The organism is Micromonospora sp. NPDC049047, from assembly GCF_040649135.1.
Taxonomy (GTDB): Bacteria; Actinomycetota; Actinomycetes; order Mycobacteriales; family Micromonosporaceae; genus Micromonospora.
On the sequence record NZ_JBEZEY010000007.1, the window covers coordinates 239,420 to 255,654 of the forward strand.

The 16,235-nt window shown below is 69.5% G+C and carries 16 protein-coding genes; 3 read left to right on the forward strand and 13 right to left on the reverse strand.

Going from position 1 to position 16,235, the window contains the following annotated elements; translation table 11 throughout:
* Nucleotides 1-16: 16 nt before the first annotated feature.
* Genes AB0B86_RS14440 through AB0B86_RS14465 form a run of 6 tightly spaced genes read right to left on the reverse strand, consistent with a single transcriptional unit; the run spans nucleotide 17 to nucleotide 5,721 of the window.
* A complete protein-coding gene (locus AB0B86_RS14440; RefSeq protein ID WP_357403430.1) occupies nucleotides 17-421 on the reverse strand; it encodes a nuclear transport factor 2 family protein in 405 nt (134 codons plus the stop codon).
* Nucleotides 418-1,317 carry a thioesterase family protein gene (locus AB0B86_RS14445; RefSeq protein WP_357403428.1) on the reverse strand — a complete coding sequence of 300 codons (900 nt, stop codon included), beginning with the start codon at nucleotides 1,315-1,317 and terminating at the stop codon, nucleotides 418-420. The genes AB0B86_RS14440 and AB0B86_RS14445 overlap by 4 nt, the downstream gene beginning before the upstream one ends.
* Nucleotides 1,317-2,144: an alpha/beta hydrolase gene (locus AB0B86_RS14450; RefSeq protein WP_357403426.1), complete on the reverse strand. Its 828-nt coding sequence runs from the start codon at nucleotides 2,142-2,144 to the stop codon at nucleotides 1,317-1,319. Before AB0B86_RS14450 ends, AB0B86_RS14445 begins: the two co-directional genes overlap by 1 nt.
* Nucleotides 2,138-4,228, reverse strand: coding sequence for a beta-ketoacyl synthase N-terminal-like domain-containing protein (locus AB0B86_RS14455; RefSeq protein WP_357418095.1), 2,091 nt, complete (start codon nucleotides 4,226-4,228; stop codon nucleotides 2,138-2,140). The genes AB0B86_RS14450 and AB0B86_RS14455 overlap by 7 nt, the downstream gene beginning before the upstream one ends.
* A complete protein-coding gene (locus AB0B86_RS14460) occupies nucleotides 4,225-5,457 on the reverse strand; it encodes a beta-ketoacyl-[acyl-carrier-protein] synthase family protein (protein WP_357403422.1) in 1,233 nt (410 codons plus the stop codon). The genes AB0B86_RS14455 and AB0B86_RS14460 overlap by 4 nt, the downstream gene beginning before the upstream one ends.
* A 6-nt stretch (nucleotides 5,458-5,463) precedes the next feature.
* Nucleotides 5,464-5,721 (reverse strand): acyl carrier protein, encoded by a 258-nt coding sequence (locus tag AB0B86_RS14465; RefSeq protein WP_357403420.1) that lies wholly within the window; start codon nucleotides 5,719-5,721, stop codon nucleotides 5,464-5,466.
* A gap of 160 nt (nucleotides 5,722-5,881) precedes the next feature.
* Here AB0B86_RS14465 and AB0B86_RS14470 point away from each other — a divergent pair, with 160 nt between their 5' ends.
* A complete protein-coding gene (locus AB0B86_RS14470; protein WP_357418097.1) occupies nucleotides 5,882-6,961 on the forward strand; it encodes a beta-ketoacyl synthase N-terminal-like domain-containing protein in 1,080 nt (359 codons plus the stop codon).
* A 455-nt stretch (nucleotides 6,962-7,416) separates the two neighbouring features.
* Here AB0B86_RS14470 and AB0B86_RS14475 read toward each other — a convergent pair whose 3' ends face one another.
* From AB0B86_RS14475 to AB0B86_RS14485, 3 genes are all read right to left on the reverse strand, one after another.
* Nucleotides 7,417-7,617 (reverse strand): ferredoxin, encoded by a 201-nt coding sequence (locus tag AB0B86_RS14475; RefSeq protein ID WP_357403416.1) that lies wholly within the window; start codon nucleotides 7,615-7,617, stop codon nucleotides 7,417-7,419.
* 11 nt (nucleotides 7,618-7,628) lie between these two features.
* The gene (locus AB0B86_RS14480; protein WP_357403414.1) at nucleotides 7,629-8,834 is read right to left on the reverse strand and encodes a cytochrome P450; all 1,206 of its coding nucleotides are present in this window, start codon (nucleotides 8,832-8,834) and stop codon (nucleotides 7,629-7,631) included.
* 160 nt (nucleotides 8,835-8,994) lie between these two features.
* Nucleotides 8,995-9,369: a cupin domain-containing protein gene (locus AB0B86_RS14485; RefSeq protein ID WP_357403412.1), complete on the reverse strand. Its 375-nt coding sequence runs from the start codon at nucleotides 9,367-9,369 to the stop codon at nucleotides 8,995-8,997.
* A gap of 186 nt (nucleotides 9,370-9,555) precedes the next feature.
* On the opposite strand from AB0B86_RS14485, the gene AB0B86_RS14490 reads away from it, so the two are divergent.
* Nucleotides 9,556-11,139, forward strand: a complete 1,584-nt coding sequence (locus AB0B86_RS14490; RefSeq protein WP_357403410.1) for an MFS transporter — start codon at nucleotides 9,556-9,558, stop codon at nucleotides 11,137-11,139.
* A 175-nt stretch (nucleotides 11,140-11,314) separates the two neighbouring features.
* Here the strand turns inward: AB0B86_RS14490 and AB0B86_RS14495 are convergent, their stop codons facing one another.
* On the reverse strand, nucleotides 11,315-12,127 hold the full coding sequence (locus tag AB0B86_RS14495) for an alpha/beta fold hydrolase (RefSeq protein ID WP_357403408.1): 813 nt from the start codon (nucleotides 12,125-12,127) through the stop codon (nucleotides 11,315-11,317).
* Between the two features lie 222 nt (nucleotides 12,128-12,349).
* Here AB0B86_RS14495 and AB0B86_RS14500 point away from each other — a divergent pair, with 222 nt between their 5' ends.
* Nucleotides 12,350-12,907, forward strand: a complete 558-nt coding sequence (locus tag AB0B86_RS14500; RefSeq protein WP_357403406.1) for a MarR family transcriptional regulator — start codon at nucleotides 12,350-12,352, stop codon at nucleotides 12,905-12,907.
* 64 nt (nucleotides 12,908-12,971) lie between these two features.
* On the opposite strand, the gene AB0B86_RS14505 is transcribed toward AB0B86_RS14500, so the two are convergent.
* Genes AB0B86_RS14505 through ccrA form a run of 3 tightly spaced genes read right to left on the reverse strand, consistent with a single transcriptional unit; the run spans nucleotide 12,972 to nucleotide 16,155 of the window.
* The gene (locus AB0B86_RS14505) at nucleotides 12,972-13,829 is read right to left on the reverse strand and encodes a 3-hydroxybutyryl-CoA dehydrogenase (protein ID WP_357418099.1); all 858 of its coding nucleotides are present in this window, start codon (nucleotides 13,827-13,829) and stop codon (nucleotides 12,972-12,974) included.
* On the reverse strand, nucleotides 13,829-14,827 hold the full coding sequence (locus tag AB0B86_RS14510; RefSeq protein WP_357403402.1) for a ketoacyl-ACP synthase III: 999 nt from the start codon (nucleotides 14,825-14,827) through the stop codon (nucleotides 13,829-13,831). Before AB0B86_RS14510 ends, AB0B86_RS14505 begins: the two co-directional genes overlap by 1 nt.
* Nucleotides 14,824-16,155 carry a crotonyl-CoA carboxylase/reductase gene (gene ccrA, locus AB0B86_RS14515; protein ID WP_357403400.1) on the reverse strand — a complete coding sequence of 444 codons (1,332 nt, stop codon included), beginning with the start codon at nucleotides 16,153-16,155 and terminating at the stop codon, nucleotides 14,824-14,826. The genes AB0B86_RS14510 and ccrA overlap by 4 nt, the downstream gene beginning before the upstream one ends.
* Nucleotides 16,156-16,235: the final 80 nt, after the last annotated feature.

Consider the following 16,235-nt stretch of genomic DNA (forward strand, 5'->3'; position numbering starts at 1 on the left):
GTTGAACAGACAATTTTCAGTAGGCCCAGAACTCGTCTGAGGCAGGCTGGTCCTCCATGAACAGCTCGCGTTCGGTCACCTTGCCGTCCGATTCGCGGAGCTTCCAGACGTTTATGACTTTCTGGTCGAGGGTCTTGCCGTTGCGCTTGCCATGGACCCGCATCAGGCAGAAGACGGCGTTCTGGTTGGCAGCGATCTCCAGGACCTCGGCACCGAACGTGCCAGCGGTTTCGGTCTGCACCCGCCGGAAGAACTCGAGAACCTCGTCGACCCCGATGATGTCGGCGGCCAGCGGGTTGACGTGCGGAACCTTCCACACGACATCCTCGGCGAGCATCTGTCGCATCAGCTCGACCTTGCCGGAGTGGAACAGCTCGATCGCGAGCTTGGCCGCCTGCAGGTTGAGCGTGGTGCCGGTCATCGCGCACCCCCGCTCAGCGCGGTCAACGTCCGCGCGTCGAAGGGGACCAGCTCCCAGTCGGCGCGGTTGAGCACCTTCGCGTAGCCGTGGGTGATGCGACCGGTCGCGGTGGGGATCAGGCGCCCGTCGCGCTTGACGTAGCAGTCCATCCGGGATGTGTAGGTGAAGTCCTTGTAGATCTCCTCGACCGAGTAGACGGTGTGCAGCTCCTCTTCCATGAGCGCGTCTTCGAGGATGCGCACCGAGGCGCGCGGCACCACCGGGATCCACGCCCGCCCGTCCAGGTAGGACCGGATGGAGATGCCCCGCTCGGCCAGGAACAGGTCGACGACCTCTTCCATCACCCGTAGGTAGCCGGAGTGTTGGATGTGCCGGGAGAAGTGGCAGTAGAAGTAGGGGATCCGCCAACGCCAGGCCACCGCGTTGGTTCCCTCGATCAGCTTCGCCACGTCCGGGTCCGGGGCCAGGCTGCCGCGTCCGAAAAGATTCGCCGGTGCCGGTGGCAACGCCACCGCCGGACCAGGCTCACGGATGGCGACCCGAACCGTTGCGGTCACCGCGCGAACGGTGCCCTTGGGACGGTCGACGAACGATCGGGTACGGAGCAGAAGCGTCCCGTCGGCTTCCGGTGCCCCGGCCGTCACCTCGGTGCGGACCTCGTCGTCCATGTGCAACGCCGAAGCGATCCGGGCGTCGCTCTCCACGATCTCCACGCCCAGACCCTGCTCCTCGTAGAGCTGGCGGGGCACCGAACCGACCTCCCGGAGGTGGCCCAGCACCGCCTCCTCGATCAGGTACATGACGTGTTTGAAGCCGATCCAGGTGCAGATGTTCGATCCCTCGAAGCGCGGGCGACCGAACACTTCGGTGCGCGCCGCCGGCATCGTGGTGGCCATCAGGTCCTGCTCCCCTCTTGGCGGTTCATGACGCCGGTGCTCAGCCCACCGAGGAATGGCCCGGCAAGCGCGGCGACTCCAGCGGTGTCGTCGATCATCGAGAAGTGGCCGGAATCCGGCAGGATGTGCGTTTGGGCGTCCGGCAACGCGCCGCCGAGGCTGCGTACGTCGGCCGGGTAGGCGGCGGTGTCCCGACCGCCGCCCAAGACCAGGCACGGCACGTCGACGGCGGACAGGTCGAGGAACGGTGTCTGGGTGAACAGGTCGAAGAACCGCAGCCAGCCGTACGGTCCGATGCGCTCGCGGACCTTCGCCACCATGGCCTCCAGCAGGTCGTCCTCGCCGGCCGAGGTGAACGCGGTGCCCAGTCGCGGCCCGCGCCGGGCCTTGATGCCGGAGCGGATCAGCTCGTCGAAGTCGTTCATGTAGTGGCTCATCGCGGCCCAGTCGAAGGCCCGTGGCGCCGGCCGATAGAAGGGCGAGATCAGGACCAGGCCGCGTCCCAGCCTCGCCGCACCGGCACAGATGGCGTCGAGCAGGACGTTGGCTCCGAACGAGTGCGCCACGACGAGTTCGGGTCGCACCGGTGCGCTGTCGAACGCCCGCTCCAGCCACACCCGGCTGTCCCGGTGCTCGGCCCAGCCGCTGCCGCCGGCGGTGTCCCACGGCAGTTGGTAGGCCCACACCTCGAGCTGAGGTGGAAGCAGCGGAAGCAGCCCCTCCCAGACACTCGTGCCCGAACCCAGCCCGTGCAGAAGCCCGGTGATCGTCGACGGGGTGCTGGTCGCGGGACGCACCAGCCGAGCGCTCACGACCTCGTTCAGCATCGTGGGCCCTTCAACGTCAGTGACGCGTACGGTGCGCCCCAACAGCCGCCCGCGGTGAGCAGCGAGTGCGTAGCCGAGCCAGCCGCGAGCAGGTCCGCCGCGGCGGCGACCTGCAACACCCCGTACGCCCCGCGCGCCTCGCCGAGCCCACTCAGGTCGAGCGTGTCGACACCGGCCGGAGGACGGGGGGAGCCGTGTGCCGCGCAGGGCGGGCCCCACAACCCGCTGCCGGGCGCTGTCGGCGCGCCGGACCGGTCGTACCCGCGCAGGGTGGCCATCGGCCGGCGCTCCGGGTCGGCGGCCTCGAGCACCACCGCGGCCGCGCCGTCGAACGCGGCCGGCACCGGGCCGCCGTGCCGCTTCGCCGTGTCGGCGAGCAGCCGTCGCACGGCCGGGCCGTCCGGCTCCACCCCGACGACGAGCATCCGGCGTACCCGGCCGGCACGGATGGCGGCCGCAGCGTGCCGTAGCGCTTCCAGCCCCGAGGTGGCACCCGCCGAGACGGTCAGGTTGACCCCGCCGAGCCCGAACCAGATCGCCAACTGCGAGGCGGCCACGTTGCCGGAGACGTTGGGCAGGTCCATCGGGCTGGTGCCGACAACCCCGCCGGCGTGCAACTCGTCGACCACGCGACAGACCGTGTCGAGCAGAGCGAGGTCGGTGCTGACCACCACGCCGAACTGGTCGTCGGGCGGGTCGGTGGAGTGTCGCGCCGGTCCGGCCGGGCGGCTCAGCCCGGCTGCTGTCAGCGCTTTCGTCGCGGCGCAGAGGGCGAGAAGAGTGGCCCGGTCCTTGTAGCGCAGACCGCGGCGGCCCAACAGCGGCACGGGGTCGAAGTCGGCTCCGGACGGCGTCGCTCCGGACAGCCCGGCGGCGTTGGCGATGCCGCGCACCTCGACGCCGGTCCCGGTGATCACCACATCAGCCGCGGCCGGACCTGCGCCCGTCGGCGGTGTCGGGGACGGGCGTTCCAGCACGGCCACCGCGTTCACCCCGCCGAAACCGAACGCGTCGACCTGGGCCGTCCCGACCGCGGCGTGCCGGGCCGCGCCGGTCACCACCGGGAACGGCCGGATCGGCTCGATCGGGTCGGTGTGGTTACGGGTCGGCGGCACCTGGCCGTCGGCCATCGCGCACACCGCGGTGATCAGGCTCATCAGACCAGAGGCGCCGCTCGTGTGCCCGATCAGGGACTTCAGTGCGGTCACCGCCGGGCGGCTGGGGGCTGCGGCGTACGCGTCGCCGAGCGCCTCGGCCTCGGTCGCATCGTTGAGCACCGTGCCCGTGCCGTGCGCGAACACCAGGTCGACGTCCTCGGGCCGCACACCTGCCCGCTGGTACGCGTCGGTGAACGCGCGCCCGATCCCGCTGCGCAGCGGGGCTGTCACGTGGTAGGCGTCGCAGGTGGCGGCCACGCCCCGTAGGGTCGCGAGGGCGACGGCCCCCCGGGCGGCGGCGCGGTCGGCACGCTCGAGCACCACGGCTGCCGCGCCCTCGCCGAGGATGACGCCCACCCGGCCGGCGTCGAACGGTCGGACCTCGGCCGGTGGCCTCGGGTTCACCCGGTCCAGCAGGCCGAACATGCTCTCGGAAAGCCCGTCGGTGCCGGCGACCACCACCGCCTCGGCCTCGCCGAGCGCCAGGAGGTCGGACGCGGCGGCCAGTGCGCTGAGGCTGGCCGCGCACGCGTTGACGAAGGTGACAACGCTCGACAGGCCGGTCGAGTTGGCGAGCGCCCCGGCGAAGTGCAGGTCGTCCAGGGTCACGGTGGCGCCGGCGGTGTGCCAGAGCTCCATCGAGCGTTGCTCGGCCAAACCGGTGCCGACCAGGGCCGGCGGTTGGACGCCGGCGGGCAGGCCGGCCTGGCTCAGCGCCTCCTCGACGGCGGCGGCGAGCCATCGGCCGGGCCGGCCGGGCTCGTCGGGCCCGTCGATCTGGTATGCGTGGCGCACCCGGTACAGCGTCGGGTCGAACTGCTGCAGCGGGCGTCGGGCGGTGTGCCCGGCGACGAAGGCGTCGAACGACGAGCGCACGTCCCCGCCCAGCGCGCTGACCATGCCCAGGCCAGTGATGACGAGGTTCATCGCGCACCGCCGGGCCGGGCCAGCACCAGGATCGCGTTGTTGCCGCCGAACGCGAACCCGTTGTTCTGTACCACGCGCAGCTCGGCGGGACGCGCCTCGTTCGGCACACAGTCGAGACCGATCTGCGGGTCGGTGCGCCGGTGGTTGATGGTGGGCGGGATGAACCCCCGCTCGATGGCGATCGCACAGCCGATCGCGGCCAGTGCGCTCGCCGCGCCCATGGTGTGGCCGATCATCGACTTCATCGACACTGTCGGCGGCGGTGTCTCGCCGAACACCGCGCGGATCGCGGCCGCCTCGGTGAGGTCGTTGGCCCTGGTGCCGGTGCCGTGCGCCGAGATCAGATCGACCTGCCCCGGTTCGATGCCCGCGTTGCGGTGCGCGTTGCTGATGCAGGCCGCGATGCTGACGCCGTCGGGCGCGACCGGATGGCTGGCGTCGCAGGTCATGCCGTACCCCAGGATCTCGGCGTGGACCCGGGCGCCGCGGCGTTTCGCGCTCGCCAGCGTCTCCAGGAAGAGCATGCCGGAGCCCTCGCCGGTCAGGATGCCGGAGCGGTCGGCGTCGAACGGCTGGCACACCGTCGGCGCGATAGTGCCCAGCCGGTAGAAGCCGGCGAAGGTCTTGCGGCACATCGCGTCCGCGCCCCCGCACAGGGCGTACTCCGCCTCACCGAGACGCAGGGTGTCGTACGCGTACCCGATTGCGTAGTTACCGGCCGCGCAGGCGGTGGCCAGGGTGGCCGTCTCCGCGCCGCGCAGGTCGTACTCCCGGGCCACCGAGGTGGACAGCCAACTGGCCGCGACCCGCCCGACCACGTCCGCGGGCAGATGTTCGGGACCGCTGCGAACGGCGAGCTCGGTGAGCGCGTCGATGTCGGCGGACTCGCCGTCGGTCGTGCCGACGGTGACCAGGCCGGGCCTGCCGGCCAGGTCGGCCGGCCGGACCCCGGCGTCGCGGAGCGCCAGCCCGGCGGCGGCGACCGAGAACCGGGACGCTCGACCGAGCCGCTCGGCCGGCACGTTGTCGAAGTCGGGCTTGAAGTCGGTCACCTCGCACCCGTTGGCGTGGCCGAACCCGGCGGTGTCGAAGACCGAGATCGGCCGCACACCGCTGCGCCCGGCGGCCAGCCCGGCGGCGAAGGCGTCGAGCCCCACGCCGATGCTGGTGACCGGGCCGAGCCCGGTCACCACCACCCGCTCCGCGTCGGGAGTGGCCACCATCGGCATCAGCGCTCAGCCCTTGGCCGAGGCGGCCTCGTCGACCACCTGGTAGATGCCGGCCAGGTTGACCATCCGGGCCAGCTCGGCCTGGTCGATCTCAACCTTGAACTCACGCTCCAGGGCCGCCAAAATCTCGATGGCGCGCAGTGAGTCGGCGTCGTGATCTTCTTTGAAGAGACTCGTTTCGGACATTTCGTCGGGGTCGATCTCGAGGATTTCGGAAACGATGTCGGTGATGCGCTTCCGATTCGTTTCGCTCAATACAGACATGCGTCGACCTCACATGATCTTGTGCGATAACCACGCGATCGGACGCCCGCTCTCAGGCCCCCCGTGGCTTCAAAAGCTTCGTGAGTGAGTGTAGTGTTTGAAAAGCCGCTTGTCACCGTTCAAAATTCGGTCCGAATCAGGCGGTAAACGGGGAGGTGTGGTGTTTACGACGGCGCCGTGCATCGTCGGATGGTCTACTCTCTCGCCCTGGGGCGTCGGCCGCGAGTCCTTCCTGGAGGGCTTCCGCTCCGATCGTCCGGGGCGCTCGGGGCCGGTGGTTGGCGACGGTGGTCCGCCGCCCGGTTATCTGATCGACGCCGACAACCTGGCCGGTCTGGTGCGTGGCAAGGGCACCCGCACGTTGGACCGGATGACGATGATGGTCCTCGCCACGAGCACCATGCTGTTGGACGAGCAACCAGCGGCCGCGGTGCCCGACACCGGCCTGGTCCTCGGCACCAGCGCCGGCAGCATCGACAGCATCACCACCTTCCTGCGCGACACCTTCGTCCAGGACAAGCCGTACTTCGTCAACCCCGCGCACTTCCCCAACACGGTGATGAACGGGGCCGCCGGTCGTACCGCCATCTGGCATAGCCTGCGCGGGCTGAACAGCACCATTTCCGCAGGTCACAGCACCGGAATCGCCGCTCTGCGGTACGCCAGCCGGATGATCCGCCGTGGGTACGCCGAGCGGTTGCTGGTCGGTGCCGTCGAGGAGCTCTCGCCCCCGATCGCCTGGGCGGCGCACCACATGCGGAGCGCGGCCGGGCCCGCTGGCGAGCGGGTGCCGATGGGTGAGGGCTGCGTTCTGTTCCTCGTCGAACGTGCCCGCGCGGAGGGCTCCCAGACCGCGCCTCCGGTGGCCCGGCTCGCCGGTTTCGAGGCCGGCACGGCACCGCTCGCCGACGGTGCGCAGGCGCTCGCCGAGGCGATCGGCACCCTGCTGCGCCGAGCCGGCGTCGACCCGGCCGACCTCTGGGCGGTCAGCCTCGGGCAGAGTGGGGACGGCGACGCGGACCGCGCGGAGAGCCTCGCCGTGGAGCGGGCGCTCGGGTCGGCTCGTCCGCTGCTGTTGACCCCCAGCCGGAAGATCGGTAACAGTTTTAGCGCATTGGGTGCATTCCAGGTGGCGACCCTGCTCGCCGCCGCTCACGGTGATCGAAAATTGGGCAGACCAGCTCTGGTGACGTCGATGGGAGTGGACGGGGCCGTCTCCTGCGCACTGGTGATCGTCTAAGTCGATTGATTCGAGCCGAATGGGCGAGACAGTACTTTTCGACCCATTGCCCACAATCATCGGTAGGCTCCTGATCAATTCCGGGCCAGGGGCTCGTCGGTGCGGCCGGCGGTCCGCTCGCGCCAATACCATCGACTAATAGGTGCCCACTGCGTCGGTTACTTGACGGATCATTCCAACCGGGCGATTCGCCAACATTGTTTACCGCTCAGGATGCTGGCCCCGCGTGCGGCCGGGGTGCACGCCCCTCGGGGGTGGCGGGGTGCGCTTCCCGGCCGCACGCTCTGGCGCACGGCGGCGTGCTCCGGGTACACCTCGCGGTGTGCCCGGGTCAGGTGCGACATGCGCCCGCCCCGAGCTGCCGAACGCCGAACTTGTGGACGCTGCGGCAGTCGGTGGCGGGTGCCTGGGCGGTTCGCCGTCGTGCCCGTGGACCAGTCCGCCTCGATCGGCGGTCAGGCCCCGTGGAGGGTGATGGTGCGGGTGGGGCAGGCGGCCACCACGTCGCGGAGTTCCTCGACGCGGTCCGGGCCGACCTCGTCGATGAGCAACAGCACCATGCCGTCGTCCTGGTCCTGGTCGAAGATGTCCGGGCTCATGGACACGCAGGTCGCCGCCCCTGTGCAACGGCCGCGCTCGATTGTCACTCGGGCCATGGCCGGCGCCCTCACCAGGCTGCCGGCAGGGAACGCAGGCCGTAGACAGGGGCCAGGTTCTTGAACGGGAGTTCTTCGAGCGGCACGGTCAGGCGCAGCGTGGGGATGCGCTTGAAGAGCGTGGTGTAGACGATCTCAAGCTCGACCCGGGCCAGGTTGGCACCGAGGCACTGGTGCGGGCCGTAGCCGAAGGCGACGTGCTGACGGCTGGTGCGGTGGATGTCGAACGTGTCCGGTTCGGGGAAGACCTCGGGGTCGCGGTTGGCCGCACCGCCGAGCGCCACCACGCCGTCGCCGGCCTGCAGCGTCACCCCGCCGATCTCGATGTCCTCGGTGACCGTCCGGGCGGTGATCACGTCGGTGATGCTGCAGTAGCGCAACAGCTCCTCGACCGTCTGTGCGGCAAGCGCGGGGTCGGCCCGGAACTCGGCGAGCTGATCTGGGTGGCTCAGCAGCGCCGCGGCACCCAACCCGATCATGTTTGCCGTGGTCTCGTGACCCGCCACCAGCAGGCCGAGCGCCGTGCTGATGATGCGCGCCCGCTCGTAGATGCCCTCCTCCTGGTAGCGGACCACCAGGCGGCTGAGCAGGTCGTCGCCCGGGTTGGCCTCCTTCGCCGCGATCTGGGCGTCGAGGAAGCCGCGTAGCTCCTGGAAGGCCGCGCCGATCTCCTGCGGGGTGCTTGTCTCGCGGAAGACCCGGGAGCTGGCATCCCAGAAGATCTTGCGCTCCTCGTACGAGATGCCGAGCAGCTCGCAGATCACCAGGGTGGGCACCGGCCGAGCCAGATTTTCCACCAGGTCGGTCGGATTCTCGCCGGCGAGGATGTCGTCGATGCAGGTGTCAACGATGCGCTGGATGTTGGGGCGCAGGTTCTGCACCCGCTTCATCGTGAACTCGTTGATGATCAGACGACGGTGCCGGGTGTGCTCGGGAGGGTCGAGGATGACCAATGGCCGGTTGATGGGTTGGAGGAACTGCGGGGGGATCGGCACCAGGCTGGGGTTGTTGGGCCGGGAGCGGTCGGAGCTGACCCGCGGATCGGCGAGGAGCTTACGGACGTACTCATGCTTGGTGGCGACCCAGGTCGTGCCGCCGGCCGCGCGGTCGACAAGTGCGATCGGCTCGCTCTCGCGCAGTTCGGCATACTCCGCCGGCGGCTGGAAAGGGCATTTCCTTTCCATCGGAAAACTCACCTTGACCTGTGCTTCGGTCATGATTTTCCTCCCGTTGATGACCGGTGCAATGAAGGAAGATGTGACCGCCCTGCCCATGCCGGCGATCCGGGCGGGCGGTCACATCTCCTAGCTGTTGCCGACGAGCTGGTCCGTTTCGGGTGCGAGGTGCCTCCCGAACGGACCGATGATGTCGCTGGCCTCAGTTGGCCCAGGGCAGCTGCTGACGGGCGTCACTGCCCGGCACGTAGGCCTCGCCTCCGACGGCCATGGCAACCAGCGCCTCGGCCTTGCCGTCCACGGCGTGGAACGTGCGCTTGACATCTGCCGGGATGACGATGGCCTGGCCGGACTGAACCAGCAGGGTCTCGTCGTCCACGACGAACTCGAAAGCGCCGCTGATCGGCATCCACACCTGGTCCTTGGTGATCATGTGGACCGGGGCGTCGGTGCCGGCGGCCATCTCGACCCGCCACGTGCTGACCTGGTTGCTGCCCTGGCTCGGGCCGGCGAGTGCCGCCGCGAGGCCGGCGGGGTTCCTGGTGATGCGGTCTTCGGTTTCGCTGATGACAGGCATGGCAACTCCTGGGCTGAGACTTGAGGTACTGGGCGAGTAAACCTTCTTGACTTTGACATTGTCAACCCCAGACGATACCCGGTAGGGGTGGTAAGGAAAGCTGCTTGACCCACATGAGGAAAGCGAGTTTACTTAGTTTCCCGACCGCGGTGTGGAGCCCGGTGTCACGACATCGAAGGATTAACGATGGAAACTCCTGAAGTCGACGCGCGCAAGCGCCCCTTGATCTTGTGGGTGCTCGCGTTGACGGTCCTGGTCGTGATTATGGATCTGACGATCCTCAACGTCGCGCTGACCACGATCCAGCGCGAGCTCGACGCGTCCAACGCCGACCTTCAGTGGTCTCTCGACTCGTACCTGATCACCTTCGCGGCCTTCATCTTCACCATGGGCGTCCTCGCCGACCGGTTTGGTCGCAAGAGAGTGCTCATCGCCTGCCTGCTGATCTTCGGCATCACGTCGCTGTTCGCGGCGCAGTCCGGCTCGATCGACCAGCTGATCGTCTGGCGGGCGTTGATGGGTGTTGGTGCGGCCGCGCTGCCCACCGTCACGCTGGCAATTCTGATCAACGTCTTCCCGCCGGCCGAGCGGCCCAAGGCGATCGCCGGCTGGGCCGGCGCGGCGGGCATCGGCACCGCCTTCGGGCCGGTCGTCGGCGGTCTACTTCTCGAAAAGTTCTGGTGGGGCTCGATCTTCATGATCAACGTGCCCCTGATCCTGGTCAGCCTGGTTATGATCATCTGGTTGGTGCCGGAGTCCCGCAACCCGCAGTACGCGAAGTTCGACCCGCTCGGCGTGCTGCTGTCGCTGCTCGGCGTCGGCTCGTTGACCTTCGGCATCGTCCGCGGCGGCGAGGACAACGACTGGCTGGCGGGCGACTCGATCGGCCCGATTGCCGCCGGGCTCGTCCTGCTCCTCGTGCTGGTGCTTACCGAGCGCCGGATGGCGACGCCCGCCCTCGACGTCGTACTGCTTGGCAACACGCGGTTCGCGGCCGGCACCAGCGTCATCGCGTTGGCATTCTTCGCCCTGCTCGGCGGCATCTTCGTCACCGCTGTCTACTTCCAGGCGGTCCGCGGACTCGAGCCGGCTCAGGCAGGTCTGCTCATGCTCCCCATGGGTGCTGCGGCATTCGCTGTCTCGTTCGTGATCCCCCGGCTGATCAAGCGCTTCGGTATCCGTGGCGTCGTGGCCGCCGGCACCCTCGGCATGACCGCGTCGCTGGTGATCTTCAGCTTGGCCGTGCGGGACACCCCCACGGTGGTCCTCGTCGCCGCGCAGGTGCTGCTCGGCCTCGGCTGGGGTGTGGTGTTGGCGCCGGCAACCGCGGCGCTGATGTCAGTGGTCCCGATGGCCAAGGCCGGCGCGGGTCAGGCCGTGGCCAACACCGTGCGGCAGGTCGCTGGCGCACTCGGTGTCGCGGTGATCGGCAGCATCCTGGGCGTTGTCTACCGCGACTCGCTCGGCAACGCGGCCGACGTGTTGCCCGCCGGCTCGCGCGACGAGGCAACCGGCTCGATCGGCGGTGCGCTGAACGTGCTCGGAGACGGCGATGTCGGCGGCCTGCGGGGCCAGGTCTTCGACGCCTACCACTCCGGTATGCAGGTGGGGCTGCTGATCTGCGCCGGGTTCGCCCTGCTCGCGGTGCTGGTCGCCCTGCGCCTCCCCGGCCGGCCCCCGGCCCCGCCCGTCGCCGCGGCCCCGGTCTCGCCGGCCGTCCCGGCCGAGCCGGAGCCCGCCGGCCGGCCAGGGTCGGCCCCGGGAGCCTGAGCAGTCGATGATCCCTCACCGCCCGTCCCGACCGACGGCCGTAATCCCTGGGTCAAGGCGGTGTTGCCGACAGGATCTCGGGGCCGGGTGGCGGTTTCTCAGCCGCCACCCGACCCCGAGTGAGTCCGAAGACCTGAGCCGCGCCTCAGCCAGTCGCTGCTCGGTCCCCGGACGCTCAATCCCCGAGCGCCGACGCCTCCGGGCCGACCGGTCGAGCAGACCGCCGCACGGCGGCCCGGACCAGATCAAGGATGGCGGAAGCGTGGTTGTCGAGGAAGAAGTGACCACCGCTGAAGGCGCGGAACGAGAAGCCCCCGCCGGCGTGGTCGGCCCAGGCGCGGACGTCGTCGATGCTTGCCTGTGGGTCGCGGTCGCCGCCGATGGCGACGATCGGGCAGCGCAGCTTCACGTCAGCGCGGGGCGGGCAGGTTTCGATGGCCCGGTAGTCGGAGCGGATGACGGGCAGGTAGAGCCGGATCAGCTCGGCGTCCGCGAGGATGCCGGCGCTGGTCCCGCTCAGCCGGCGCAGGTCGGCGAGCAGCGCGTCGTCGTCGAGCAGGTGCAACCCGCTGTTGGTGTGCCGCGACGGGGCACGGCGGCCCGATGCGATCAGACAGACCGGGATGCGGCCGGCCGCTTCCAGGCGGTGCGCCACCTCGAAGGCCAGCGTGGCACCCATGCTGTGGCCGAAGAGCGCGATCGGCCCGGAAACGGCACCGATCGCGTCGAAGATCGCTTCGGCAAGGTCGGGCATCGCTTCGATGCACGGCTCGGCGAGCCGGTCCTGGCGGCCGGGATACTGCACGGCCACCACCTCGATCTCGGGCGCGAGTGCCCGGGCGGTCGCCAGGTAGTAGGTGGCCGAGCCGCCGGCGTGCGGGAAGCAGATCAACCGGACGGTGGCCTGCGGTGCCGGCTGGAAGGTACGCAGCCAAGAATCGGCAGCCCGGGGCGCCGCGCCGCCCGATCGTTCGGTGCCGATGGACATGTGGGGGCTCCCTTCCCGGTGGGTGCCAGCCTAGGTTCGGCATCTCCTCGGGAGAACCCGGTGCGACCCCCTACCGGAACCCCAGACTTGACGGTAAGGGGCGCTCCCGTCGGGTCTCACCTGCGACAAAGCTAAACTGAGCCAAGGCTTACCCCGGGTCGATCAAGGCTCGGCGGCGACACGATCAGCACCCGCCTACGGCGGTGGAAGGAGGGACGTCACGTGACCGACAACACGGATCCAGCAGGGCTTCGGGCACTGTCCACTCCGGATGCCACAGCTGGTGCGGCACCTGTGCAGCCCGACACGAATTCCACCGATCCGCTGGCCAATGCCGAGCTGACCTTCCTGCTGGGCATGGCGTTCCAGCTGGTGCACGGCGAATTCGTGCTGCGGATGAACGACCTCGGCTACCACGAGCTGCGGCCGGTGCACGGCATGCTCTTCCAGTCCCTCGGGCTGCAGGGCGCGACCAGCACCGAGCTAGCCGAGAAGCTGGGGGTCACCAAGCAGGCCATCGGCCAGATCGTCGACTTCCTGGCCGAACGCGGCTATGTGACCCGTAAACCGCACCCGCAGGGCGGCCGCCGGCGGCTCATCGTGATGACCGACAAGGCGATGACGCACCTGGCGATCGCCGGCCGCACCCTGCACGAGTTGGAGAGCCAGATCGCCCACCAGCTCGGCCCGGACCGGCTCGCGATGCTCCAGACGCAGCTGGCCCGGCTGATCCGCAACTGCGCGGGTGACGTGATCCCGCCGCTGCGGCCCCTCTGGTGAGCGGAGTTCCCGACCGACACGCGACGGCCCGCCCGGAAGCCGGGCGGGCCGTCGCGGCGTGCGATCAGTACCGGTAGAAGCCGTGCCCGGACTTGCGGCCCAGCCGCCCCTCGGCGACCATCGCGAACAACAGTGCGGGCGCCTTGTAGGAGGGGTTCGCGAGCTCCAGGAAGAGCCGCTCCGCCACCTCGACGAGCGTGTCCAGCCCGACCATGTCGGCGAGGCGTAGCGGCCCCATCGGATAGCCGCACCCGGCGACCATCCCACGGTCGATGTCGTCGGCGGTGGCGTGGCCCGATTCGACCATCCGGATCGCGTCGAGCAGGTAGGGCACGAGCAGGGCGTTGACGATCAGGCCCGGCCGGTTGGCGGACCGGATCACCTCCTTGCCGAGCCGCTCGGCGAGAAAGACGCTCACCCGCTTCGCCACCGACTCGTCGGTCGACGCCGGCCGGGCAAGCTCCACCAGCGGCATCACCGGTACGGGGTTGAAGAAGTGCAGACCCAGCACCGGAACCCCGCCGGCCGCAGCGACCAGGGCGTCAAGTGGGATCGACGAGGTGTTCGACGCGAGCACCGTGCCGGAGGGTACGACTGTGCTCAGACCTTTGAAGATCGTGACCTTCAGTTCCTCGACCTCGGTGACCGACTCGATCACCAGATCGCAGTCGGCGAGGTCGGCCAGGTCGGCCGAGAACGACGTCAGTTCCTCGGCCCGGGCGCGTTCGGCAAGCGACATCCGGCCACGTTCGACAGCCGCCGTGTAGCAGGACGCCAGCCGTCGCCGTCCGCGTTCGGCCGACTGCCGGCTGGACGCGGCGACGCGTACCGGAAGACCGGCCCGCGCGCACAGCTCGACCAGGCCAGCGCCCATGACACCGCAGCCCACCACGCCGACCTTCGCGATCTCCTCGACCGGCATCAGGCGGCCCAACGCAGCAGACAGTTGCCGAGCGCCATCCCGCCGCCGAACCCGGAGAGCATCACCAGGTCGCCGTCGTGCAGGTGGCCGGCCCGGTTGGCCTCGTCCAGGGTCACCGCCAACGACGCGCTGCCCATGTTGCCGTAGCGCTCGATGGTGCGGTGGATCTGGGCCTTCTTCAGCTCGAGGAGGTCGGCGAGCCGTTCGAGGATGACGCCGTTGGCCTGGTGGGGCACGAAATGGTCGACGTCGGACGGGTCGACGCCGGCCCGGTCGAGCAGGACGCTCACCGAGCCGGGCACGGTCTCCATCACGAACGAGGTCACCTCACGGCCCATCATCCGCAGGTAGTGGCCGCCCTCCGCGAGCGTGCTCAGCGACGCCGGACGGCGGCTGCCACCGGCCTCGATCTTCAACAACTCACTCCGGTCGCCACGGCCCCGCAGCTCGACGTCGAGGATGCCGGCCGATTCGGCGACGGGGCCGAGTACTGCCGCGCCCGCACCGTCGGCGAGCAGCACCACCACGCCGAGATCGTCCGGGTCGACGAACCGGGAGTAGAGGTCGGCCGATATGACAAGCGAGTACGCGTCCGGCTTGAACGTGCTCAGGCCGCGGGCGATGGCGACACCGTAGACGAAGCCGCTGCACCCGATGTTCACGTCGAAGCAGGCGGCCCGCTCGGCGCCGAGCATCGCCTGTACCAGGCAGGAGGTGGGCGGGAAGGGGTGGTCGCCGGTGCCGGTGGTCACGATCAGATAGTCGATCTGGTCGGCGGTGATCCCGGCCGCCCGCAGCGCCTGCCGCCCCGCCTTGACCGCCAGGTCGGAGACCGCCTCGCTGGGCGAGGCGTACCGTCGGGACCGAATCCGGGTCTTGCGGAGGATCCATTCCTCGGTGACGTCGAACCGTTCCGCGATCTCGTCGTTCGTCAATTCCTTGCGGGGCAGGTAGGAGCCGGTCCCAAGAATTCCGGTGCCGTTTCTGAGAGAACTCAAATCCCTGCTCCAAACGGGTTGGCGCGCCCCGTACCCAACTCGTCCCGGAGCGCGGGATCGGTGATTCCGAGGCCGGCTTCCGGTGCCAGGCACAGCACGCCCACCTTGCCGAAGTGGCTGTTGGTCTGCACCGTGCGAGTCGCCTCGGCCACCTCGGTCAAGGGGTGCAGGGCGGAGAGCACGGGCTTGATCCGGCCCAGGTTGACCAGCCGGTTGGTCTCCCACATCTCCTGGATGTTGGCGCCGTGACTGCCGACGATGCGCTTCAGCTTCATCCACAGGTAGCGGTTGTCGTACTGGTGCCGGTAGCCCGAACTGGAACCGCAGGTGACCACCGTGCCGCCTCGGCGGGTGACGAACATCGAGATGCCGAACGTGGCCCGGCCCACGTACTCGAAGACGATGTGCGGGTCCTCGCCGGTCTCGCGACGGATGATCGCGCCAAGGCGCTTGCCCGCCTGCACCACCGTCGCCGGGTCGTCCAGGTCGCGGCCGATCCCCAGCTCGTTTCGGTTGATCACGACGTCGCAGCCGAGTCGGCGCAGCACCTCGGCCTTCTCCTCGGAGCCGACCACACCGACCGCGATGCCGCCGCCGCTGCGGACGAGTTGGACCGCGTGGACCCCGAGACCGCCGGTGGCACCCCAGATCAACACCACGTCGCCCTGCTTCATCCGGGCGCCGCGGTCACTGATCAACATCCGGTACGCGGTGCCCGCGCACGCCGGGATGCTTGCCGCCTCCTCCCAGGTCAGGTGCGTGGGCTTGGGGATCAGCTGGGTGGCCCGTACGACGGCGTAGTGTGCGAGGCCACCGAAGTTGGTCTCATAACCCCAAGCGCGCTGCTCCACCCCGAGCATGCCGTCCGCGTGCGTCGCCGGTTCCTGGTCGTCGGCCTGCACCGGGCTGAGCACCACGCGGTCGCCGACCTTCCACCGCCGTACCGCCTCGCCGACGCGCACGATGACGCCGGCGCCGTCCGAGCCGAGCGCGTGGAACGGCTGGTCGTGTCGGCGCTCCCACCCGCCCTGCTTCGCCAGGTTCCGCAGGAAGTCGAAGGTGGGCAGTGGCTCGAAGGTCGCCGACCACACGGTGTTGTAGTTGACGCAGCTCGCCATCACGGCGACCAGAACCTCGTCGGGCGCGATCCGGGGCATGTCCACCGGCCCGACCCGCAGGGACTTGCGGACGTCCTTGTCGGCGGTCCCGTTGAACATCCCGACATCCTCGACACGCGTGTGGGCGGCCACGTACGTGGCTGGTACCGGAAGCGCCGCGAGCTGGTCGGGCGCGGCGCCGGCGACCACGGCGGCGGAGAGTTCATCCATCTCGGTCGTCCCCTTCGGCGGGCGGTAGAGGTCACCCCGGAGCGCTGCCCACGTCGGTTCGCGGGCCGTTGGGCTCAGAC

Excerpts from the sequence above, each read along its gene's own strand:
- AB0B86_RS14460 (WP_357403422.1), bottom strand. The coding sequence starts at position 5,457 with ATGCCGATGGTGGCCACTCCCGACGCGGAGCGGGTGGTGGTGACCGGG.
- AB0B86_RS14490 (WP_357403410.1), top strand. The coding sequence starts at position 9,556 with ATGGAAACTCCTGAAGTCGACGCGCGCAAGCGCCCCTTGATCTTGTGG.
- AB0B86_RS14465 (WP_357403420.1), bottom strand. The coding sequence starts at position 5,721 with ATGTCTGTATTGAGCGAAACGAATCGGAAGCGCATCACCGACATCGTT.
- ccrA (WP_357403400.1), bottom strand. The coding sequence starts at position 16,155 with ATGGATGAACTCTCCGCCGCCGTGGTCGCCGGCGCCGCGCCCGACCAG.
- AB0B86_RS14485 (WP_357403412.1), bottom strand. The coding sequence starts at position 9,369 with ATGCCTGTCATCAGCGAAACCGAAGACCGCATCACCAGGAACCCCGCC.
- AB0B86_RS14475 (WP_357403416.1), bottom strand. The coding sequence starts at position 7,617 with ATGGCCCGAGTGACAATCGAGCGCGGCCGTTGCACAGGGGCGGCGACC.
- AB0B86_RS14445 (WP_357403428.1), bottom strand. The coding sequence starts at position 1,317 with ATGGCCACCACGATGCCGGCGGCGCGCACCGAAGTGTTCGGTCGCCCG.
- AB0B86_RS14495 (WP_357403408.1), bottom strand. The coding sequence starts at position 12,127 with ATGTCCATCGGCACCGAACGATCGGGCGGCGCGGCGCCCCGGGCTGCC.
- AB0B86_RS14450 (WP_357403426.1), bottom strand. The coding sequence starts at position 2,144 with ATGCTGAACGAGGTCGTGAGCGCTCGGCTGGTGCGTCCCGCGACCAGC.
- AB0B86_RS14440 (WP_357403430.1), bottom strand. The coding sequence starts at position 421 with ATGACCGGCACCACGCTCAACCTGCAGGCGGCCAAGCTCGCGATCGAG.
- AB0B86_RS14455 (WP_357418095.1), bottom strand. The coding sequence starts at position 4,228 with ATGAACCTCGTCATCACTGGCCTGGGCATGGTCAGCGCGCTGGGCGGG.
- AB0B86_RS14505 (WP_357418099.1), bottom strand. The coding sequence starts at position 13,829 with ATGCCGGTCGAGGAGATCGCGAAGGTCGGCGTGGTGGGCTGCGGTGTC.
- AB0B86_RS14480 (WP_357403414.1), bottom strand. The coding sequence starts at position 8,834 with ATGACCGAAGCACAGGTCAAGGTGAGTTTTCCGATGGAAAGGAAATGC.